The organism is Hyphomonas sp. UBA3195 (assembly GCF_002366485.1).
Classification (GTDB): domain Bacteria; phylum Pseudomonadota; class Alphaproteobacteria; order Caulobacterales; family Hyphomonadaceae; genus Hyphomonas.
In genome coordinates this window covers 26,560-45,651 of record NZ_DEXB01000025.1, presented here as the reverse complement: position 1 = coordinate 45,651, position 19,092 = coordinate 26,560, and the positions used below count along the sequence as shown (strand labels likewise).

Below are 19,092 nucleotides of genomic sequence, written 5' to 3'. Positions count from 1 at the left end.
GATGAAACCTTTTGACCTCATCATTGGTGCGGCCCTTGGTGTCGGGCTTGCGGCGTGCGCTTCTGTCGAGACGCAGGATGACTTGGCCAGTGTTGCCGATACGGCACCCGCAGAACTTGTTGAAGACAGCGGTCTGGATATCGTCGTCCACGAAGGGGATTTCGCCGAGATCGAACAATTTACCACGCCCGGCGGCGTGTCTGTCTGGCTGGTTTCCGAGCCATCCATCCCGATCCTGTCGGTGGCGATGGCGTGGGAAGGCGGCGAAGCGGCCGATCCGGAGGGCCTGGAAGGTCTGGCCGATGCGGTTGTCTATCACATGAATGAAGGCGCGGGCGATCTCGACTCGCTTGCCTTTCAGACCCGGATGGAAGATCTGAACATGAGCTTCGGTTGTAGCGCCTCGAGCGACTGGACCTCCTGCTCTGCGTCCATGCTCACCGACAATGCGGATGAGGCAATGAGCCTTGTGGCGCAAGCTTTCGAGGCGCCCCGTTTCGATGCGGGTCCGTTCGCCCGGTTCCAGCGGGAAAGGGAAGTTTCATTGAACACGCGCGAGACGAATGCGCGCTATCTAGCGGGTCGGGCTGAGGCTCAGGCTATCTATCCTGACCACCCTTATGCGCGCGAAACGTCCGCCGAGAGTATCGCTGCCCTTACGCCAGAACTCGCCAAGGCGCACATGCGTAAACTGATGGTGAAGGACAGCCTGATTGTGACCGCCGTCGGCGCGATTACGCCGGAAGAGCTCGCCCCCATGCTTGATGCGATCGCGGCGAGCCTGCCAGAGAGCAGTGATCTTCCGGAAACGCCTGAAATTACCTTCACGGTAGACGGTGCATTTGAGCCTGTGCTTATCGATCTGCCACAGCCGCAAAGCCTTGTGCGCTTTCTGGCACCAGGCCTCAAACGCGAAGATCCGGATTTCTTTACGGCCTATGTCGTAAACTACACATATGGTGGTGGTGGATTTGGCAGCAGACTGATGGAATCGCTGCGCGTTCAAAAAGGGCTGACCTATGGCGTCTACTCTTGGCTATCGTTTGACGACACCTATCAGAATTGGGGTGGCAGCGGCCAAACCAAGAATGAGAGTGTAGGTGAATTCGTAGAGGCACTATTGGCCGAAACCGCCTTGATCGCGGAAGAAGGCATTACGGCGGAAGAGCTTGCTGACGCGAAGGCCTACCTCACAGGCTCCTATCCATTGGCTTTCGACTCGAACGCCAAGATCGCGGGCCAGATGATGAGTGTCCGCCAGGACGAGCTGGGAGTGGATTATTTTGACCGGCGCAATGCCCTGATCGAAGCTGTCACGCTCGAGGATGCAAACCGCGTTGCTGCGGAATTCCTCCAGCCGGACCGTTTCAGCTTCATTGTGGTGGGCCAGCCTGAAGGGCTTGACTAGGCATCTCGCCTAATCCGCTGTCTTTCGCGGCGCTGACAGGCCGGTAGTCGATGCATCAAAGGCGCTGTCCCGGTTATAGCTATATAGCTCTGCCGGGCGGCCACCGGTGCTTGTTTCCATCGCACCTGTTCCAATAACAAAACCGGTCTTGTCCAAGGCGCGCCGGAAATTTTGTGTGTGCAGGGATAAACCCAAGATACCCTCGACGGCGCGTTGTAGTGACGACAGTGTAAACCGGTCAGGCATGAGCTCGAACACTACCGGTCGGTATTTGATCTTGCCGCGTAGGCGGGAGATGGCGGTGGCGAGGATGCGGCGGTGATCCGATGCCATAGGCTCGCCGAGGCGTACATCGGGTTCAGGCAAGCCAGCGTCACGGGCGCATTCGATGACCAGACCAGCTTCATAGAGCAATTCATAGCGGTCGAGCACGCGTTCTTCGATCCAACGGATTCCATCCAGCGCGAAAGCGGCGCGTGCGCGCTCCAGTCTACGTTCGTTTCCCGCCGCCCAGGTCATCAGGCGCGGCGCAATATGAGCATCGATGATGGCGGGTCTGCCACTGCGATGGTCTTCCCATGGAAAAAATCTGTACCAAGATTGCCAGCGCGCCTCAAAAGAGTCACCTGCCGGGCGCGCTTCGGGGGTTAGCGCAAGATAGCCGACAGAAATGACACGCGCATTTGGCGCTGTGCCAGCCAGCGTTGCTTCGGGTGTCTCCCGGTCTTTGTCCCCAAATGTGTAGAGTTGTTCAACATAACCGAGTTCGAAACCCGTCTGTTCCCGAACCCACCCTCTCAGCGAGAGGTCAAAAGTGCGGTGCCTGTCTGGGTCGAAGACGCCGAATGGGAGCGCATCCTCGCCTGTCTCGCGTTGGGTGATCAACACACGTGGCGCGTCCGCCTCCACGGCGACCATCACGGCAGACAGACCAATCAGCAACGGGGATGACTGTGTCATGTGGCAGTCTCTATTTGCTTGTTGATCTGGGCATAGCGCTTCAGGAATGTGGATTGTGCGTCCGGTACAGCTTTTGGTTTCAACCGCAATTTCGTGTCTTCGGGCGGTTTGCCGAACAGCTTGTTTGCTTCGTCCTCGGAAAACCCGGCCAACTGGATCGCCTCACTCCATGCGCAGATCAGGTCCGCTTTCTTGATCAGACGTTTCAGGCGTTGCGGTGTTACGGGAGCGAGGCCAAACCGAATATGGATGGCTTCCTGCAGACGCGCCTCAATGCTCTTGTAGCTTTCTCCCAGCAAGGCTTTGAAAGGAGAGATCATATCGCCGATGACGTATTCAGGGCTGTCATGCAGCAGGGCCGTCAGGCTTTGCTGTGGTGTCAGGTCAGGCTGCAAGGTGCGGCAGATCTTTTCCACAAGGACAGAATGTTCGGCCACTGAAAATGCATGTTCGCCGCGGGTTTGGCCATTCCAGCGGGCCACGCGCGCCAGACCGTGGGCAATGTCCTCGATTTCCACATCCATGGGCGAGGGATTTGCCAAATCGAGTCGGCGGCCGGACAACATGCGTTGCCAGACTCGTGGGGCCTTAACAGAATGCTTCACTCGAGACGTCATCACCCCCTTCTTTAAGCCATTTGTAATAGGGGTAAAGAAACGAGGGCATTCCGGTTACGAACTCGTCCCTTTTTCGCCCTGATTGGCAAATGCGCTGTTAAGGCGTTTCGGGCAAAAGGGGGATGTAAACAAGGGCTGCGTTCACGAATTCGCGGCCGACCCAAACAAGAGGTGACCATGCTGGATTCTTTAACGACTGTTGTATCTACCCAAGCCATTGCGTTCGGCGTATTGCTGATTGCGTGTAGCATCGTCGTTGTAGAAGCGGTACGTGCCAGCAAGGAAATCCTTTGGGGCGACATGTTCATGGACGATCTGGACGACTAGTTCAGGTCTTGGTCGCTCAAGCGGCTTTCTCAACAAATACCGTTCCGGCAGAATAGCCAGCACCAAACGAGCAGATCAGCCCGCGCTGGCCATGCTTGAAGTCGCCGGAATTCTTGTGGAATGCGATGATTGAGCCAGCGGATGATGTGTTTGCGTAGGTGTCCAGCACGGTGGGACTTTCGTCCTCCGTCGCTTCGCGCCCCAGCACCTTGGACGAGATCAGGCGATTCATATTGGCATTTGCCTGATGCAGCCACATGCGGCGCAGGCCTTCCGGCTTGATGTCCAGTTCTTCCATCTGCGACGCGATCATGTTCGCCACCATCGGCACGACTTCCTTGAACACTTTGCGGCCTTCCTGAACGAACAGCTTGTCCGGCGCGTCGATGCCTTCTGGCGCGGCGCGGTTCAGGAACCCGAAATTGTTGCGGATATTGTTCGAGAACTGGGTCTTCAGTTTGGTGCCAAGAATCTTCCAATGGCCGACCGGTGCAATGCTCTCTTCCTCGACAAGGATAGCTGTGGCCACGTCGCCAAAGATGAAATGGCTGTCGCGATCCGTGAAATTCAGGTGGCCGGAACAGATTTCCGGATTCACCACCAGCACGGATTTTGCGCTACCGGACCGAATGAAGTCAGCTGCGGTCTGAATGCCGAATGTGGCCGACGAGCACGCCACATTCATGTCAAAGGCAAAGCCGCCACACCCCAATGCGTCCTGCACTTCGACCGCCATGGCGGGATAGGCGCGCTGCATGTTGGACGCGGCGCAGATAACGGCGTCAACGTCTTCGGCTTTGCGGCCCGAACGCTCCAGCGCATCGCGCGCGGCATTTACCGCAATCTCGGCCAATACGGAAATGCGATCATTCGGACGTTCGGCAATGCGCGGTGCCATGATGTCAGGATCCAGGATGCCGGCCTTGTCGATCACGAAGCGCGATTTGATGCCGGATGCCTTCTGGATGAACTCTACCGATGAATGGGTTTTCGGCTCGATCAATCCCGCGCTGATATCTGCCGCGCGTTCCCGGTTCCAGTTGTCAGCCCATACATTGTAGCTGTGAACCAATTCTTCATTGGAAATCGAGTTGGGCGGCGTCCAGAGACCTGTCGCCGAAATCACGGGTGTATTCATTCCTGCCCTCTATTCCAGAACCGCCGAAGTGCGGACCAATTCTGTTTGAGTCTACAAAGGTTTAGCTTGTCCGACAGTGTTGGACGAGATGCCGGGTTTGGCAAGAGCCGGTGGCTGTTCACTCGTCCGGCAGGCGCAGTCCGGAATCCGAGGTTTGACGCGCGTCTTCTCGCGAAATGCCCTGGGCCTCGTGGATGGCCTGACTTTCTTCAGCTGCCTTGCGTCTTTCGGCGCGAGACGCAGCTTCGCGTTCCTGTCGCGCCGTCATCAGAGCCATTTCCGTCTCAATGCATCGATCGCGGGTTTCCGGGTTGGGGGCTGTGCGGCACCGACTCCAGGCTTCCGCTCGATTGGTCTGATCGATTGAGGAAGTTGCGCACGCGACCAGCGTCGGCAGCGCGATGAGGGCAGCGGCAATCAAACTGGCTTTCATGAATCAGGTCTCCTGGACGGCGATGTGTCGGGGGCAGGCTACATCATGGTCATTGACCATGCCAACCGCCTGCGCCCATGCGTAGACGATTGTGGGGCCAACAAATTTGAACCCGCGTTTCTTGAGGTCTTTTGACATTGCAGCTGACCAACTGGTTTGGGTTGGTGCGTCCCGGAAATGCTTCCATTTATTGATGGTTGGCGTTCCGCCCACGACGCGCCAGCAATAGTCGGAAAAACCTTCCCCTGCCTCTTCCATGGCGAGATAGGCCTGGGCATTGCCAATCACGGCTTCGACCTTTTTTGGGCTGCGGATGATGCCGGGGTTTGTCAGCGCCTTCGCGGCGCGGGCAGGTGTCCAGCGGGCAATCTTTTCCGGATCGAAGTTATCGAACTCTTCGCGAATGCTGTCCCGCTTGCGGAGGATGGTGATCCAGGCGAGCCCGGCCTGCATGCCGTCCAGTTGAAGTTTTTCCCAGAGCGCGCGGCCATCCCTTTCAGGCACACCCCATTCGGTATCGTGGTAGTTTCGATATAGCTCGTCGGTAAGCGGGGCCCATGCGCAGGGAAAGGTTTCAGTCATGGGCTGGTTCCGCCAGATGCGCGTCGACTTCGGCGCGTTGCCATTCGGTCAAGTCAAAGGTGACGGCCGCGCCGTTGCAAGTGAATGATTTGCCATCCTGTTCGGCTTTGGCCAGTCGGTCGGTGCGGATGAGGGCAAGGCCGGCAGATCCAGCCACGCTGGTCACGGTGCCGATTGGGGCGTCCGCGAGAATATCCATGCCGGCTTCCAGCGCGTCGCCAGTGACTTTCACCGTGCGCTTGCGAATTTTGCCCTTGCGCTTCATGCGGCTCGCCACTTCCTGACCGACGAAACAGCCTTTCTTGTAGTCGATGCCGTTCATCATATCCATGTTGATATCGGTCGGGAAAACCTCTGATCCTCGATAGTCCGCGCCCCATTCCGGCACGCCCGCCGCGATCCGTGCGGCATGCCATTCCTGGGCCGGCATTTCGATGCCGGAGACGCCAACAGGTGTAATCGCGCGATGCGGCAATTGGGGGGAGCGGATGTCGATCCAGCTGCCTTCGGTCACGACATCCTCGGTGAGCCGGTCAATTGCGACGTCATTGCGCATCCTGAACATTTTCAGGCGCTTCTCCAGGTCATCGGCGGCGTCGGCATGGACGTCGATATAGATGTTTTCGAGCGCCAGCATGGCGAGATAATCCGCGATCACCTTGCCTTGCGGCGTCAGCAGCGCGCCATAGCGCATTTCTCCAGTCTGCCAGTTGTCGACCGAATGGGTCACGGTGCGCCCAAGCAGGTGCAGCATGTCCGGTCCGGTCAGGCGGATAATGGCGCGGTTTGGAAGAATGCGTTTCATCTACCTCTTGTAAGTATGGTTTTGAACCATCTCAAGGGAGCGACGCCATTTGCCTGTACCGAAAAACCACCCTTGACTTAGCCCCTCCGGAGTCACACCCCATCTGTCATGACCTATGATCTGATCCTTAAAGGCGGCACCGTCGTTTCACCCGGCGGTATGACCCAAACCGATGTCGGCGTGATCGGCGAGCGTATTGCGCATATTGGCGATCTGACCGGCGTGGATGCCGGGGAGATTTATGATGCGGCCGGCTTGCACATCCTGCCGGGCGTCATCGACAGCCAGGTCCACTTCCGTGAGCCGGGTCTGGAGTACAAGGCCGACCTAGAAACAGAAGCGCGCTCGGCCGCGCTTGGCGGCGTCGTTGCCGTGTTTGAGATGCCAAACACCAATCCCTCAACGACCACGCCCGAGGCCCTGACCGACAAGCTGGCCCGCGCCAAGGGGCGCATGGATACCGACCATGCGTTCTATGCGGGCGCGACGCACGAGAATATCGACTTGTTGCCCGAGATGGAAAAGATGCTCGGCTGCTGTGGCGTGAAAGTCTTCATGGGCGCCTCTACAGGCGACCTCCTGATCAAGGATGATGAAGGTGTCGAAGCTGTTCTGCGCGCGATCAAGCGCCGCGCGGCCTTCCACTCCGAAGACGAATACCGCCTCGAAGAACGGCGCGGCCTGGCCGTGCCCGGTGACTGGCAGAGCCATATTGTTGTGCGCGATGTCGAGGCGGCCGTCAGTTCGACTCGACGCCTGCTGCGTCTCGCTCGCAAGACCGGCAAGCGCATCCATGTGCTGCATATCTCGACCGCCGAAGAGATGGAGCTGCTGCGCGATGCAAAGGATCTGGCCAGTGTCGAAGTGCTGCCCAATCACCTCACCCTCGCGGCCCCGGATTGTTATGAACGCCTCAAGGGCTTTGCCCAGCAGAACCCGCCTGTGCGCGAACAGCGCCATCAGGATGCGCTGTGGCGCGCGCTGAATGCGGGTATTGTTGACGTGCTGGCCACGGACCACGCCCCGCATACGCGCGAGGAAAAGGAGCGGCCCTATCCCGCGTCGCCGTCTGGCATGCCGGGTGTGCAGACGATGGTGCCGGTCATGCTGACCCATGTGAACAATGGCAAGCTTAGCCTTCAGCGCTTTGTCGAACTGACCAGCGCCGGGCCGCAACGGGTCTTCGGCCTCGCCGACAAGGGCCGCATTGCCGAAGGCTATCATGCTGACTTCACGGTGGTGGACCTCAAACGCAAGGAGACCATCACGGAAGACTGGTCGAAGTCCAAGTGTGGCTGGACGCCCTATGATGGATTCGAAGCAACCGGCTGGCCGGTGGCGACCATTATCCGCGGCGGCTTCGTCATGCGCGACGGCGAGATCGTGAAAAAGGGCGGTGGTCAGCCGGTCCGCTTCAACGAAACGCTGGAGCCTGCCGGTTGAAGCACGAACGCAAGGGGCTGAACCGGGCTTTATTCTGGCTGTATGAAGGTACAGGCAAATGGCCGTTCCTGTTTCGCTGGGCCATGCTGGCGTTCGATTTCGTTACCATCGGCTATTTCCTCTGGGCGCCCTTTGACCAGCGGGACCGCACGCATATCGCTGTCGATTACGTGATTGGAAGTGTGATCCTCGCCGACCTGTTGGCGCGGTTCTATATCGCGCGGCACCGCTGGAATTTCGTGGTCCGGCCCATCAATATTGCGGATCTTGTCGTCGTGATCACCATGTTTGCGCCGCTGCTAGTTTCGAATTTCGCCTTCCTGCGCGTGCTCCGTGCGGTCAGGGCCATTCGCGCGTTCACCTTTATCAAGCGGGTGAAGGTGATCACCCCCTTCTTTCAGCGACATGAGCGGATCATCGACAAGGTGACCAACCTGGCTGTGTTCGTCTTCATCATGGCTGCGGTCGTCTATTCGACCCAGGTCGGCATCAATGACGGCATCCGCACCTATATAGACGCGCTCTATTTCACGGTCACGAGCCTGACCACAACTGGCTATGGCGATGTTCTGATGGTTGGTCCTGGCGGACGACTTCTGTCGATAATAGTGATGGTGCTGGGTTTGACCCTCTTCCTGCAGCTCATTCGCACGATTATCGAGCCGCGCGACAAGGTGGAACAGGAATGCGAGGAATGCGGCCTGCGGCTTCACGAACGCGATGCCGTGCATTGCAAGCACTGCGGAGAAGTGATCCATATTCCCACAAGCGGCTTTGAATGAGCCGGAAAGAACAAAAAATACACGGGAAGAAACGCGCACACCATGCCTGACACGTCGGACCTGCCCTTTCGGGAAGTACCCTATCTGCCGCTAAAGCTGGAGATCGATCGGCGACCCGACGGCACGATCTACCTCGACAACGGCCAGCCTCTGAAAGCTTGCCCGCCACATATGCTGGCAGCGCTTGTCCATTGGGCCGAGCATCGGCCGGACACAGTATGGCTCGCCGAGCGCGATCCGGAAAATCCGGGTGCCGAAGGCTGGAACACGATCACGTATGCGGTGGGCCTCGATACCGTGCGCCGGCTCGCGCAAGGCTTCCTCGACGCCGGCGCCGGACCGGACGCGCCGCTGATGATCCTGTCGAAGAACTCCATTGCCAACGCCCTGATCATGTATGCCGCCATGTGGGCGGGCAGCCCGGCCGTGCCCGTCACACCAGCCTATGCGCTGCTCAGCGAAGACCTTGGCCGCCTCAAGTATATTGATGGCCTGACCCAGCCGAAATTCATCTATGTCGAGGATGGGACGGACTATCAGCGCGCGCTGGATGGGCTGGATCTCGAAGGTCGCCTCGTCATTTATAGCGGCAACGCGCCGGAGCGTTACGATGCGGTACGTTTCGAACAATTCATGCGGTCGCCGACTTTGGCGGTGGATGGAGCCTATGCCCGTCTCACGCCGGACACAGTGGCAAAATACATGATGACGTCTGGGTCCACAGGTGAACCCAAGGCGGTCATCAATCTCCACGGCATGGTCGCCTCCAATGCCAGGATGATCCGCTCGATCTGGGATGAAGATCGTCTGGATAAACTCACGGGCGGCACGCAGGTGATGTGCAATTTCCTGCCATGGAGCCATACTTATGGCGCGCATTCGATCCTGCACAACATGCTGGATTGGGGCGGCACGCTCTACATCGACCAAGGCGCGCCGACGCCGGCGCGACTTCCGGAAATGTTGCGCAACCTGAAAGAGGTCTCCACCACCCAGCACACGACCGTGCCGGCGGCATGGGCCGCGCTCGCGACCGAGCTTGAGCGCGATGATCAGTTGGCTGAGGTATTCTTCAAGCGGCTCGTTTGCATGGCCTATGGTGGCGCGTCCATGGGGCAGGATATCTATGAGCGCATTCAGGCGGTCGCCGTGCGCATCACTGGCGAACGGATATCATTGTCGGCAGGCTATGGCGCAACTGAGACCGCCCCAACTGCCTCGAATGTGCATTGGCCGAATGACCGGATGGGCCTGATCGGCCTGCCGCTGCCAGGCAACACGTTCAAGATGGTGCCGAACGCCGAAAAGATGGAGCTGCGGGTTAAAGGGGTAAACGTTACGCCCGGCTATTTCCGCAACGAAGCCAAGACCGCTGAAGCTTTCGACGAGGAAGGCTTCTACAAGCTCGGCGATGCGGTGAAATTCGTCGATCCCGACAATCCCGAACGGGGGCTCGCTTTTGATGGACGCACGGCCGAAGAGTTCAAGCTCGCCAACGGGACCTGGGTTTCGGCAGGCACCGTGCGCGTGCAGGCCGTGGCTGCGACGGGTGGTGCACTATCAGATGCCGTCGTCTGCGGCCTAAACAAGAATGATGTCCGTCTCCTGGGTTTCCTGAATGAGGCGTGGTGCCGCCGGCTGGTTGGGGAGGATTTGCCTCTTGACCAATTGGTCGCGCACCCAGCCATACATGAGAAAATTCGCGAAGGCCTCGCCCTGCACAACAAGACGCATCCGAATGTTTCCGCTCGCGTCGCGCGAGTGTTGCTTCAGACTTATCCTCCGTTGGCGGACAATGGTGAGATTACCGAGAAGGGCTACATCAACCAATCGCGCACGCAGGACCTCAGGCAGGATCAGGTCGACACGCTGTTTGCCGAATCTAGCGAGACGCCAGCGAATTTGCTCATCCTGTAGTGCACGACACCGAACACGAACAAGAATCTCAAAGGGAATCCGGATGACAGACCAGCCAACCCAGTCCATGACCGGCGCCGAAGCGCTCGTATCCACGCTGGCCGATCATGGCGTGACGGCGTGCTTCGCGAATCCCGGCACATCGGAAATGCATCTTGTCACCGCGCTCGATCATGAGCCGCGCATCAAGTCGACGCTCTGCCTGTTCGAGGGCGTTGCGACGGGCGCCGCCGACGGCCATGCGCGCGTGACCGGAACGCCGGCCATGACGTTGCTGCATCTCGGTGCGGGATATCTCAATGGCGGCGCAAACATTCACAATGCCCGCCGGGCCTGGACGCCTATGATCAATGTGATCGGGGACCATGCCGTGCCGCACCAGCGCTATGACGCGCCGCTGGCCTCTGACGTCATCGGCATGGCGGGGCCGAATTCGCGCTGGATCAAATCCGCCGACAAAGTCGGGCAAGCCGGCGATCTGGCCGCGCAGGCATGGGAGGCGAGCTTTGGACCCGAACCTGGTCCGGTGTCTCTGATCCTTCCCGCCGACACCGCCTGGCTGGAAGGCGGGAAGCCCGGCGCAACGCGCGCCCGGCCATCCCTGCGCCAGCCTGACCCGATTGTGATCGATGTCGCCGCAGCCGCAGTCAAATCTGCCAGCAAGCCGATCATTATCATCAATGGCACTGCACTGACCGAAGCGGGCCTAGCGCAGGCGGCGCGCGTGAAAGCCGCAGGCGTTCGCGTATTGACCGACACGTTCTTCCCGCGACAGGCGCGTGGTGCGGGGCGGTTCATTCCAGACCGGATGCAATACTTCGCGGAAGGCGCCATGTCGGACCTCGAAGGCTCAGACCTGATGTTGATTGCAGGCACGCAGGTGCCGGTGGCCTTCTTCGCTTATCCCGGCAAGCCGAGCGTGCTTGTGCCGGAAGGATGTACACCGATGAAGATTGGCGGACCGGAGACCGACAGCGCCGCGATCCTTGAGGCGCTCGCAGATGCGCTCGGTGCGAAGGAAGCCGCCCCGGTGGCTGAGCTGGACCTGCCGGGTGCACCGACAGGCGCTCTCAACGCTGCAACCATTGGCGCATCCATTGCCCGCCACATGCCGGAAGGCAGTTTCGTCTCGGATGATGGCGTCTCCAATGGCCTGCCTAGCTTCCTGATGACCCAGCGCGCCCGGCCGCATGACTGGATGATGCTGACGGGCGGCGCGATCGGGCAGGGCATGCCGCTCGCGTTGGGGGCATCGCTCGCTGCGCCTGACCGCAAGACGCTCTGCATCACCGGCGACGGTGCGGGCATGTATACCAATCAGGCACTTTGGAGCATGGCGCGCGAAGGCGCGAATGTGGTCAACGTGGTCTTCGTCAACCATTCCTACCGTATCCTGAATATAGAACTGGCGCGGACAGGCGCTGGCAATCCGGGGCCTGCCGCGCAGGAACTGCTTGGCCTCGGCCATCCCGAGATCGATTGGGTGAAGCTGTCAGAGGCGCAGGGTGTACCCGCAGTCAACGCCACGAATGCGGAAGAGTTCGATCTTGCGCTTGAGCGGGCGTTTGCTGCGGACGGGCCTCAGCTGATCGCGGCGCACGTTCCGGCGCGGTAGGACCTATTCCCGCCCTCGGTCGAGATCTTCCTCAATCTCGATATCAATCGGCTCTCCGCTGAGGCGGTGACGGTAAACCTGAGTGTTCTCAAGGACGCGTTGGACGTAATTGCGTGTTTCCGAGAAGGGAATGAATTCCACCCAGTCAATCGGATCGACCTGACCAGTGCGGGGATCGCCATAGTCCTGGATCCACTGGCGCGGTCGGCTAGGCCCGGCATTATAGGCGGCGGCTGTCATGATGTAGCTGCCATTGAACCGCGAGAGCAGCGTGTCCAGATGCTGGCCGCCTAGGGTCATGTTATAGCCCGGATCATCGGTCAGCCAAGAAGTGCGGTAAGGCAGGCCGCGTAGCCGCGCTTCGTTACGAGCGGTAGCCGGCATGAATTGCATCAGGCCGCGTGCGCCAACATGGCTGATCGCGTTCGGGTTCATTTCGCTTTCCTGCCGAGACAGGGCCAGCATTAGCGGCCGCTCTACCTGTGGCTCGCGCAGAAGCGGATAGGCAACCACCGGGTAGGCGGCATCGGTAGAGACAATGCCTTTGGCAAGACCGGCCTTGGCACCACGAACCCCGACATCCGGCACCTGATACTCCGTAGCAATGCGGGCGAGCAGCAGATATTCGGACTCGGTCTCAAGCAGGTCGTCCATGTGATAGGCGAATTCACGGAACAGGCGTTCCTCACCGCTCTCGCCAAGCAGGCGCAGGGCCTGAACCATTGGCTTGTCCTCGAAGGCCGAAATCTCTTCTGCAGTCGGCTCTGAGGTCTTCGGGAAGGCGAGCTTCTTGTCGTCCAGACGCTCGGCGGCAAGTTGTCCGTAATAGGTGAACTTGTGCTCAGCTGCTGCCGTGTAGTCTGTTCGTGCGGCATCCGGTTGGCCAAGCGCATCGCGGGCGCGACCGGCCCAATACTTGCCGCGTGCAAGGCTGATCGGTGTTGAGACGCCGTCAGACATGGTCTCGAAATGCTGCAGGCTGCGATCCGCATCATTCTTCAGGCGCAGGGCGATCCAGCCCGACACCCATTCGGCCTCGGCGAAGTCGCCGCCGCTTTCCATGCCATGCGGTGAGGCCAGCTGGTAGGCGCGGCTCCAGTTGCCGTCCTTCAGGTCTGTCCGGATGGCGATGTTGCGTTCGTCCCACAGGCGCGAGCGGCCAGCTTCCGGAATGTCATTCCCGTCGATGCCCGTCAGCAGAGGGGTCGCCACATCCTGGTTGCGCAGTTTCTGGCGGCGCCATTTGGCGCGCTCGTAAAGCAGGCCGGGATTGTCCTGCAAGTTGGCGGGGACGGCATCGACCAATGCATCGACATTGCGCGACCGCGCAGCGAGCGCGATGCGGGCGTCGACCAGTTTACGATAGTCAGACGTGAGCAGGTATTTGAGCTTCGATGCAGCCGTGCGCTGGTTGGTCCATAGCAGGAACTCGACACGGGCGCGGTGATCATCCTGGGTCAGCTGTTTGCCATAAGTGGACAGGACTTCGCGCTCGACGTCGCGTTCGAGGGAATTATTGTGCCAGGCGTCGCGCACGGCTTCCAGCGCCTTGCCGGGTTCACCAATCGCACGCCAGCTATCGGCCAGCGCGATCTTGCCAGCTCCGGTAATCGGACCCGACTCGGTCAGCCAGTCGATGCGTTCCTTATGGCTGAAAGACGATTCGCCGATAATCTCTTCGGCGCGGCGGCGCATGGAGGTCGTTTTCGGCCAGTCTTGCAGCTTGTCCAGCGCGAACGAGACTTCCGAGAAATTCATGCCCGGAACGCCGCGGCTGGCCCGGATCCACATAATGAGGTTTCGCACGTCGGCATCAGAGGCCTGAGTCTGCAGATGTGCCACAGTCGGCCAGTCATAGCGGTCAGCCGCGCGGAGTGCCTTGTGCAGGATTTCCGCATTGCGGGCATCCGTTACGGAAGACGTATAGGGTCGGTCGGGTTTCAGACTCGGGGATTCCGGCACGCCAGCGGCGGCAGCCGCCTGAGACAGCACGGCAAGAGCGGCAAAAATGGCAACGGGTCGCATCATGAAACGTCTCTGCAGAGTTTATTTCTTGGCCAAAGCGTGAGAAGGCATTGGCGATTCATACTCGATCAAGACAAACAACACCTGAATCGCGGCAAATTTACGATGTTCCATGGCTCAATCCCAGCTCTCGTCACACCTTTCAGGAATGGTGCCGTTGACCGGGACGCTTTTGCGGCGCTGGTAGAGCGCCAGATTGTTGGCGGTTCCAGCGCGCTCGTGCCGGTCGGCACAACAGGCGAGACGTCCACACTCTCCACCCAAGAGCATAAGGATGTCGTAACGCTTTGTGTTGAAATTACCAAAGGTCGCGTGCCCGTGATTGCCGGGGCCGGGGCCAATGCCACAGACGAGGCGATCGAACTGGTCGAGCACGCCAAGGCCGTTGGCGCTGACGCCGCGCTGGTGGTTTGCCCCTATTACAACAATCCCAACCAGGAAGGCCTTGAGGCCCATTTCCGCGCGATCAACGACTCGGTTGCGCTTCCGGTCCTGCTTTACAATGTGCCGGGCCGCACTGTGGTCGATCTTGCACCGGATACCGTCGCACGCCTCGCCCAATTGCCGAACATTGTCGGCATCAAGGATGCGACCGGCGATATGGACCGCGTTAGTCAGCATGCCGCGTCGATCCCTGAAGGCACCCAATTTGTTCAGCTGTCGGGCGATGACCCGAGCGCGCTCGGCCACCTTGCCATGGGGGGCATGGGTTGCATCTCGGTCACCGCGAACGTCATGCCGGAAGCCTGCGCCGCCATGCACACAGCTTTCCACGCCGGAGATCTCGATGAGGCCCGCGCGATAGAGCGCAAGCTGATTGCGCTGCACAAGGCCATGTTCTGCTCGCCATCGCCCGGACCGGCGAAATATGCCCTGTTCCGGCTCGGCCTCTGCACCGATGAGGTGCGCCTGCCGATCACCACCCCATCTGCAGAAAAACGGGCTGAAATAGATCAGGCCATGGCGCTTGCGGGCCTGAGCGCCTAAATCAGGGCCATGTCGAAGAAAAACCAGACCAAGGGCCGCTCGGATGGGCTGGTCGCGGAGAACCGCCGCTCCCGCCGCGATTATGCGGTCGAGGACACGCTAGAGGCCGGCATCATGCTGGTCGGCTCCGAGGTAAAATCGCTGCGCCAGGGCAAGGCCAATATCGCTGAAGCCTATGTCAGCCCGGAAGATGGCGGTCTCTACCTGATCAATGCGGATATCCCGATCTACAACGCCGCCAACCGGTTCAATCATGAGCCAAAGCGCAAGCGGAAGCTGCTCGTGTCAAAACGGGAACTGGCCAAGCTCTCGCAATCGGTTGAGCGGGCCGGTCGCACGATTGTGCCGTTGAAACTCTATTTCAATGAGCGTGGTATGGCCAAGATCCTCATTGGTCTCGCCACCGGGCGCAAGAGCCATGACAAGCGTGACGTCGAAGCAAAGCGAGACTGGCAACGCCAGAAGGCGCGAATCCTGAAGGAGGGGTGAGCACTGCCGCTCAGGCGGCGCGTAGTCTCCCGCCGCGAAGCCTCAACAGGCCCTGCCAGACAATCAGGGCGATCAAGGGGGCAAAGGCCAGCAGGAAGGGCCAGGCGGTCTGGCTGAAGCCTTCGGGAAACACTTGCGGCTGCCCCAGAAAAAGTGAACCGGATGCGATGAACATCGAGAAGCACATGCGCCAGAGGTGGCGGGAGATGCGCGCCGTGTAGGACAGCGCCTGTCGTAGGATCACGTTCAGTTCGCCAAACGCGGCGAAGCTGCCAGCTACAATGAACAGGATGAAGGCTTGAGGCGGCGAACCATCCACGGTGCCGCTTGGGCTGTTCGCGCCCATATACATGAATCCCACACCCATCAGTGTGATGCCGAGCGCTGTCGCCAGTCCTGTATAATGCCGCCAATTGACCCGGACAGGCCCGCGCTGCCTGACAGTAAGCAGAGCCGTGACGAGCAGGTACAGGGCCAGAATGCCGGCCACGAAATTGGGTCGCTGTCCTTCCTCGAGGAATGGAGCGACGCCCGCGCCGATCAGGTAAGTTATGAACATGGACACGAAGAAGATCTGCCCGGCAAGCCTGTGAAGAGGGCGGCCTTTGCGCGTCGCAATCGCGGCAACACCGGACACGAGCCCGATAGCCCCACCGCCGATGTGCGCATAGAGCAGGGCGTCTGTCGCCAGCCTGATCCAGAATGGTGCGTCCGGGCCGACTTCAAGTTTTGCGGCATGGGCGGCCCCGGCACCGAGGAATGCCAGTGCCAGAATGCATGTCAGAACCGGAACGGCATATCGGGGCATGGGATAGACCTTTATCGAAAATCAATATTATCGATAAACGGAAAATCCGCTATTGCAAACCCCTCAGTCGGAATCTGTCACTTTCTTCGCCATCGCGAACACATCCTCGAACATTTCCGGCGTCAGGCGGCGGGTGTTCGTGTTGTACCGGCTGCAATGATAGGATGAGATGAGCGCCAGGGGGCGGCCCTCAAATTCCACATCATAGTGCGTACCGTGGCCGAAGGGATAATCCTTCAGTTTCAGGCCGAGCGTGCGCACGGTGGAATCATGGGAAATCTTGCCGAGGCAGATCATTGCCTTCAGCTTCGGCAGCGCCGCAATGCGCGCGGCGAGGAAGGGACGGCACTGATTGATCTCGGCGCCGACCGGCTTGTTCTGTGGCGGCACACAGCGCACGGCATTGGTGATCATGGCGCGCTTCAGCTTCAGCCCGTCATCCGGCCGCGCATCATAGGTGCCGGTGGAAAAGCCGAACTTGTCGATGGTCGCATAGAGCAGGTCTCCGGCCCAGTCGCCGGTGAACGGTCGGCCCGTCCGGTTGGCCCCCGTTACGCCGGGCGCGAGGCCGATGATCAGCAATTCGGCATCCTCCGGCCCGAAGCTCGGCACCGCGCCATTGAACCAGTCCGGCTCTTTCACGGCGACCTCTTCCCGATACGCCACAAGGCGCGGGCATAGCGGACAATTGGCGGGGGCTTCAGGTGCAAATTTCGTCGTCATGCCCCTCTCCCTAGTGGGAGAGGAGCGAGACGGCTAGTACCCATCCGCGCTGCCATCCTTGCGCATTTCGGTGGCGGCGATCCAGGTGCCGGTTTCGAAGTCGCGCATGATCGCCTGATAGCCGCCCGCATTGGCCTGGCAGCACTCCACCGCATGGCCGCGCGCTTCCAGTTCGGCGCGGGTTTCAGGCGGGATGCCGCTCTCCAGATGCACGACGCCCATATCGGTTTCACAGGCATCGCCATTGAGATCATCCGTCGGCTCGCAGCCGCCAACATGTTCCCAACGCGCGGCATCGCCCGCCTCCTGAAGCCCCATGTCGAAATCGACGAGGTTCAGGATGACTTGCACATGGCCCTGCGGCTGCATGCCGCCGCCCATCAGGCCGAAGCTCAGCCAGGGTTCGAACGGGCAGGCCTGTTCGATTGGCACGGCCCGCACCTGGCAGCCCGGCATGTCCTTCTTGAAGGCGAAAGCAGGGATGATCGTATGGAAGGGCCGCTTGCCGGGCTCGAAGACGTTTGGATGGGCCGGGTCGAGGCTGAACAACTGGCCGCGATCCTGGAACATGAAGCCAAGCCCATCCGCGACGAGGCCCGAGCCCATGCCGCGATAGTTCGACTGGATAAGGGACACCATCATGCCGTCCTTGTCCGTAACGGTTAGGTAGGTCGTGTCGCCGTCTTGGAGTTTTTTGTCTGCCTCAAGAATTATATCACTAGCTATCGGCAAGAGCGGTTTCCCCTCAGATGAAATTCGGAATCCACGCCCCGATTGTCCTGCAAAACTTGTGGGTTTGGTGATGTCGATTTGTTGAGAGCGATAATTAGCGTAGCGCTTATCAATAAACAGGTCTGGATCAACACCGCTAAAGGCGGGATCCGCATACCCCCGCGCGCGATCTTCGAATGCCAACCGCTTCGCTTCCACTTGCGCCATGATTGAGTCCGCCGACCCGAAGCCCATGCCGCGCAGGTCAAACCGTTCCAGCATTTGTAACATCTGTAGCGCCGCAATTCCCTGCGTGTTCGGCGGCAGTTCGCAGACCTTGTAGTCGCCGCGATAGGTCACGCAGATCGGCTCGACCCAGTCCCCGGTATGGGTGGCAAAATCCTCATAAGTCAGGAAGCCGCCGATCCGCTCGAAATAGTCGCCCATGATGTGGGCGGTTTCGCCGGAATAGAATTCGTCGCGGCCTTTATAGGCTATCCGCTCCAGCGTGTCGGCAAGGTCCGGATTGCGGAACAGGCTGCCTTCTTTCGGGGCGGGCGAGAAATAGGTCGCCTTCGCATTGTCGAACTCTTCCAGCATGCCGCTGTCAGCCGCTTCCTGCAGGCGCGTTGCGTTGCGGCCCCAATAATAGGCAATGACTTCCGGGATCGGCGCGCCGTCACGGGCGTACTGAATGGCCGGTTCGAGGTTCATGTTCATCGGCCGCTTGCCGAATTTGCCATGCAGTGCGTACCAGCCATCGACTGTGCCGGGCACAGTCACCGGCGCGGCGCCGAAGGGCGGAATCTCCTCGCCTTGCATGAATTCGTCGGCCTTGGCCTGCATGTCGTCCAGCGTTGCGCCCTGGGGCGAGCGGCCGGAGCCATTATAGCCGTAGAGCTGCTCGGTTTCCGGGTCCCAGACAATCGCGAACAGATCGCCGCCAATGCCGTTTCCGGTCGGCTCGACAAGGCCCAGCATCGCATTTGCGGCAATGGCCGCATCCACGGCTGATCCGCCGGCTTTCAGCACATCAAGCGCCGTCTGCGTGGCGAGGGGATGGGCTGTGGCGGCCGCGCCATTCGGGGCCACCACAGAGGAGCGCGTGCCAAGGTCCCGTCCGGTAAGCATCCGGTCTCCCGGTCCCGGCGGCGTGGCTTCGGCATCCTTTTCTATGGATATCCGGACCACTTTCTTCTGCGTGACCTTGGCGGTGGCGTCTACTTGCGCCTCATCCTGCGCTGACGGTGTAGCGCACGCGTACAATCCGATAGCCAGCGCTGTTGCGGCGATTGCCTGAATGGGTCTCATCAGCCTCTCCT

At 59.9% G+C, this 19,092-nt stretch carries 18 protein-coding genes; 8 read left to right on the top strand and 10 right to left on the bottom strand.

From position 1 onward, the window contains the following. The first annotated feature begins 1 nt into the window (after position 1). Positions 2-1,408: a M16 family metallopeptidase gene (locus tag B2344_RS08165; RefSeq protein WP_290484983.1), complete on the top strand. Its 1,407-nt coding sequence runs from the start codon at positions 2-4 to the stop codon at positions 1,406-1,408. Positions 1,409-1,417: 9 nt separating this feature from the next. On the opposite strand, the gene B2344_RS08160 is transcribed toward B2344_RS08165, so the two are convergent. After that, a complete protein-coding gene (locus tag B2344_RS08160) occupies positions 1,418-2,368 on the bottom strand; it encodes an NUDIX hydrolase (RefSeq protein ID WP_290482461.1) in 951 nt (316 codons plus the stop codon). Next, positions 2,365-2,892: an HD family hydrolase gene (locus B2344_RS08155; protein ID WP_242517492.1), complete on the bottom strand. Its 528-nt coding sequence runs from the start codon at positions 2,890-2,892 to the stop codon at positions 2,365-2,367. Before B2344_RS08155 ends, B2344_RS08160 begins: the two co-directional genes overlap by 4 nt. Before the next feature lie 270 nt (positions 2,893-3,162). Between B2344_RS08155 and B2344_RS08150 the strand changes: the two genes are divergently transcribed. Next, complete coding sequence (locus B2344_RS08150; protein WP_156947865.1) at positions 3,163-3,312, top strand: hypothetical protein; 150 nt, start codon at positions 3,163-3,165, stop codon at positions 3,310-3,312. Between the two features lie 16 nt (positions 3,313-3,328). On the opposite strand, the gene B2344_RS08145 is transcribed toward B2344_RS08150, so the two are convergent. The 4 genes from B2344_RS08145 to B2344_RS08130 all read right to left on the bottom strand — a co-directional run bounded on the left by B2344_RS08145 (position 3,329) and on the right by B2344_RS08130 (position 6,270). Further along, positions 3,329-4,450, bottom strand: a complete 1,122-nt coding sequence (locus B2344_RS08145; RefSeq protein WP_206992549.1) for a beta-ketoacyl-ACP synthase III — start codon at positions 4,448-4,450, stop codon at positions 3,329-3,331. A 118-nt stretch (positions 4,451-4,568) separates the two neighbouring features. Then, entirely contained in the window at positions 4,569-4,883 is a 315-nt protein-coding gene (locus B2344_RS08140; RefSeq protein ID WP_206992550.1) for a hypothetical protein, read from the bottom strand. Between the two features lie 3 nt (positions 4,884-4,886). Next, positions 4,887-5,465, bottom strand: a complete 579-nt coding sequence (locus tag B2344_RS08135; RefSeq protein ID WP_206992551.1) for a DNA-3-methyladenine glycosylase I — start codon at positions 5,463-5,465, stop codon at positions 4,887-4,889. Next, positions 5,458-6,270: a YgfZ/GcvT domain-containing protein gene (locus B2344_RS08130; protein WP_290484982.1), complete on the bottom strand. Its 813-nt coding sequence runs from the start codon at positions 6,268-6,270 to the stop codon at positions 5,458-5,460. The genes B2344_RS08135 and B2344_RS08130 overlap by 8 nt, the downstream gene beginning before the upstream one ends. Positions 6,271-6,378: 108 nt before the next feature. Here B2344_RS08130 and B2344_RS08125 point away from each other — a divergent pair, with 108 nt between their 5' ends. The 4 genes from B2344_RS08125 (at position 6,379) to B2344_RS08110 (ending at position 12,027) form a co-directional block, all read left to right on the top strand. Then, entirely contained in the window at positions 6,379-7,713 is a 1,335-nt protein-coding gene (locus B2344_RS08125) for a dihydroorotase (protein ID WP_206992553.1), read from the top strand. Next, positions 7,710-8,495 (top strand): potassium channel family protein, encoded by a 786-nt coding sequence (locus B2344_RS08120; protein ID WP_242517493.1) that lies wholly within the window; start codon positions 7,710-7,712, stop codon positions 8,493-8,495. The genes B2344_RS08125 and B2344_RS08120 overlap by 4 nt, the downstream gene beginning before the upstream one ends. A 42-nt stretch (positions 8,496-8,537) precedes the next feature. Next, positions 8,538-10,412 (top strand): feruloyl-CoA synthase, encoded by a 1,875-nt coding sequence (locus tag B2344_RS08115; RefSeq protein WP_290484981.1) that lies wholly within the window; start codon positions 8,538-8,540, stop codon positions 10,410-10,412. A gap of 67 nt (positions 10,413-10,479) precedes the next feature. After that, entirely contained in the window at positions 10,480-12,027 is a 1,548-nt protein-coding gene (locus B2344_RS08110) for an acetolactate synthase large subunit (RefSeq protein ID WP_349679786.1), read from the top strand. 3 nt (positions 12,028-12,030) lie between these two features. On the opposite strand, the gene B2344_RS08105 is transcribed toward B2344_RS08110, so the two are convergent. Further along, positions 12,031-14,055 (bottom strand): lytic transglycosylase domain-containing protein, encoded by a 2,025-nt coding sequence (locus B2344_RS08105; RefSeq protein ID WP_290482292.1) that lies wholly within the window; start codon positions 14,053-14,055, stop codon positions 12,031-12,033. Between the two features lie 102 nt (positions 14,056-14,157). On the opposite strand from B2344_RS08105, the gene dapA reads away from it, so the two are divergent. Beyond that, the gene (dapA, locus tag B2344_RS08100) at positions 14,158-15,039 is read left to right on the top strand and encodes a 4-hydroxy-tetrahydrodipicolinate synthase (RefSeq protein WP_290484979.1); all 882 of its coding nucleotides are present in this window, start codon (positions 14,158-14,160) and stop codon (positions 15,037-15,039) included. A 9-nt stretch (positions 15,040-15,048) separates the two neighbouring features. Continuing rightward, positions 15,049-15,528 (top strand): SsrA-binding protein SmpB, encoded by a 480-nt coding sequence (gene smpB, locus B2344_RS08095; protein ID WP_206992557.1) that lies wholly within the window; start codon positions 15,049-15,051, stop codon positions 15,526-15,528. Between the two features lie 10 nt (positions 15,529-15,538). On the opposite strand, the gene B2344_RS08090 is transcribed toward smpB, so the two are convergent. From B2344_RS08090 to B2344_RS08080, 3 genes are all read right to left on the bottom strand, one after another. Continuing rightward, positions 15,539-16,336, bottom strand: coding sequence for a hypothetical protein (locus tag B2344_RS08090; RefSeq protein ID WP_290483696.1), 798 nt, complete (start codon positions 16,334-16,336; stop codon positions 15,539-15,541). Positions 16,337-16,399: 63 nt separating this feature from the next. Then, positions 16,400-17,059 carry a uracil-DNA glycosylase gene (locus tag B2344_RS08085; protein ID WP_290484978.1) on the bottom strand — a complete coding sequence of 220 codons (660 nt, stop codon included), beginning with the start codon at positions 17,057-17,059 and terminating at the stop codon, positions 16,400-16,402. Between the two features lie 33 nt (positions 17,060-17,092). After that, the gene (locus B2344_RS08080; protein WP_290484977.1) at positions 17,093-19,081 is read right to left on the bottom strand and encodes a gamma-glutamyltransferase family protein; all 1,989 of its coding nucleotides are present in this window, start codon (positions 19,079-19,081) and stop codon (positions 17,093-17,095) included. Between the last annotated feature and the right edge of the window lie 11 nt (positions 19,082-19,092).

Excerpts from the sequence above, each read along its gene's own strand:
- B2344_RS08130 (WP_290484982.1), bottom strand. The coding sequence starts at position 6,270 with ATGAAACGCATTCTTCCAAACCGCGCCATTATCCGCCTGACCGGACCG.
- B2344_RS08115 (WP_290484981.1), top strand. The coding sequence starts at position 8,538 with ATGCCTGACACGTCGGACCTGCCCTTTCGGGAAGTACCCTATCTGCCG.
- B2344_RS08085 (WP_290484978.1), bottom strand. The coding sequence starts at position 17,059 with ATGACGACGAAATTTGCACCTGAAGCCCCCGCCAATTGTCCGCTATGC.
- B2344_RS08140 (WP_206992550.1), bottom strand. The coding sequence starts at position 4,883 with ATGAAAGCCAGTTTGATTGCCGCTGCCCTCATCGCGCTGCCGACGCTG.
- B2344_RS08105 (WP_290482292.1), bottom strand. The coding sequence starts at position 14,055 with ATGATGCGACCCGTTGCCATTTTTGCCGCTCTTGCCGTGCTGTCTCAG.
- smpB (WP_206992557.1), top strand. The coding sequence starts at position 15,049 with ATGTCGAAGAAAAACCAGACCAAGGGCCGCTCGGATGGGCTGGTCGCG.
- B2344_RS08155 (WP_242517492.1), bottom strand. The coding sequence starts at position 2,892 with ATGGATGTGGAAATCGAGGACATTGCCCACGGTCTGGCGCGCGTGGCC.
- B2344_RS08145 (WP_206992549.1), bottom strand. The coding sequence starts at position 4,450 with ATGAATACACCCGTGATTTCGGCGACAGGTCTCTGGACGCCGCCCAAC.
- B2344_RS08135 (WP_206992551.1), bottom strand. The coding sequence starts at position 5,465 with ATGACTGAAACCTTTCCCTGCGCATGGGCCCCGCTTACCGACGAGCTA.
- B2344_RS08080 (WP_290484977.1), bottom strand. The coding sequence starts at position 19,081 with ATGAGACCCATTCAGGCAATCGCCGCAACAGCGCTGGCTATCGGATTG.
- B2344_RS08110 (WP_349679786.1), top strand. The coding sequence starts at position 10,480 with ATGACCGGCGCCGAAGCGCTCGTATCCACGCTGGCCGATCATGGCGTG.
- B2344_RS08160 (WP_290482461.1), bottom strand. The coding sequence starts at position 2,368 with ATGACACAGTCATCCCCGTTGCTGATTGGTCTGTCTGCCGTGATGGTC.
- B2344_RS08165 (WP_290484983.1), top strand. The coding sequence starts at position 2 with ATGAAACCTTTTGACCTCATCATTGGTGCGGCCCTTGGTGTCGGGCTT.
- dapA (WP_290484979.1), top strand. The coding sequence starts at position 14,158 with ATGTTCCATGGCTCAATCCCAGCTCTCGTCACACCTTTCAGGAATGGT.
- B2344_RS08090 (WP_290483696.1), bottom strand. The coding sequence starts at position 16,336 with ATGCCCCGATATGCCGTTCCGGTTCTGACATGCATTCTGGCACTGGCA.
- B2344_RS08150 (WP_156947865.1), top strand. The coding sequence starts at position 3,163 with ATGCTGGATTCTTTAACGACTGTTGTATCTACCCAAGCCATTGCGTTC.
- B2344_RS08125 (WP_206992553.1), top strand. The coding sequence starts at position 6,379 with ATGACCTATGATCTGATCCTTAAAGGCGGCACCGTCGTTTCACCCGGC.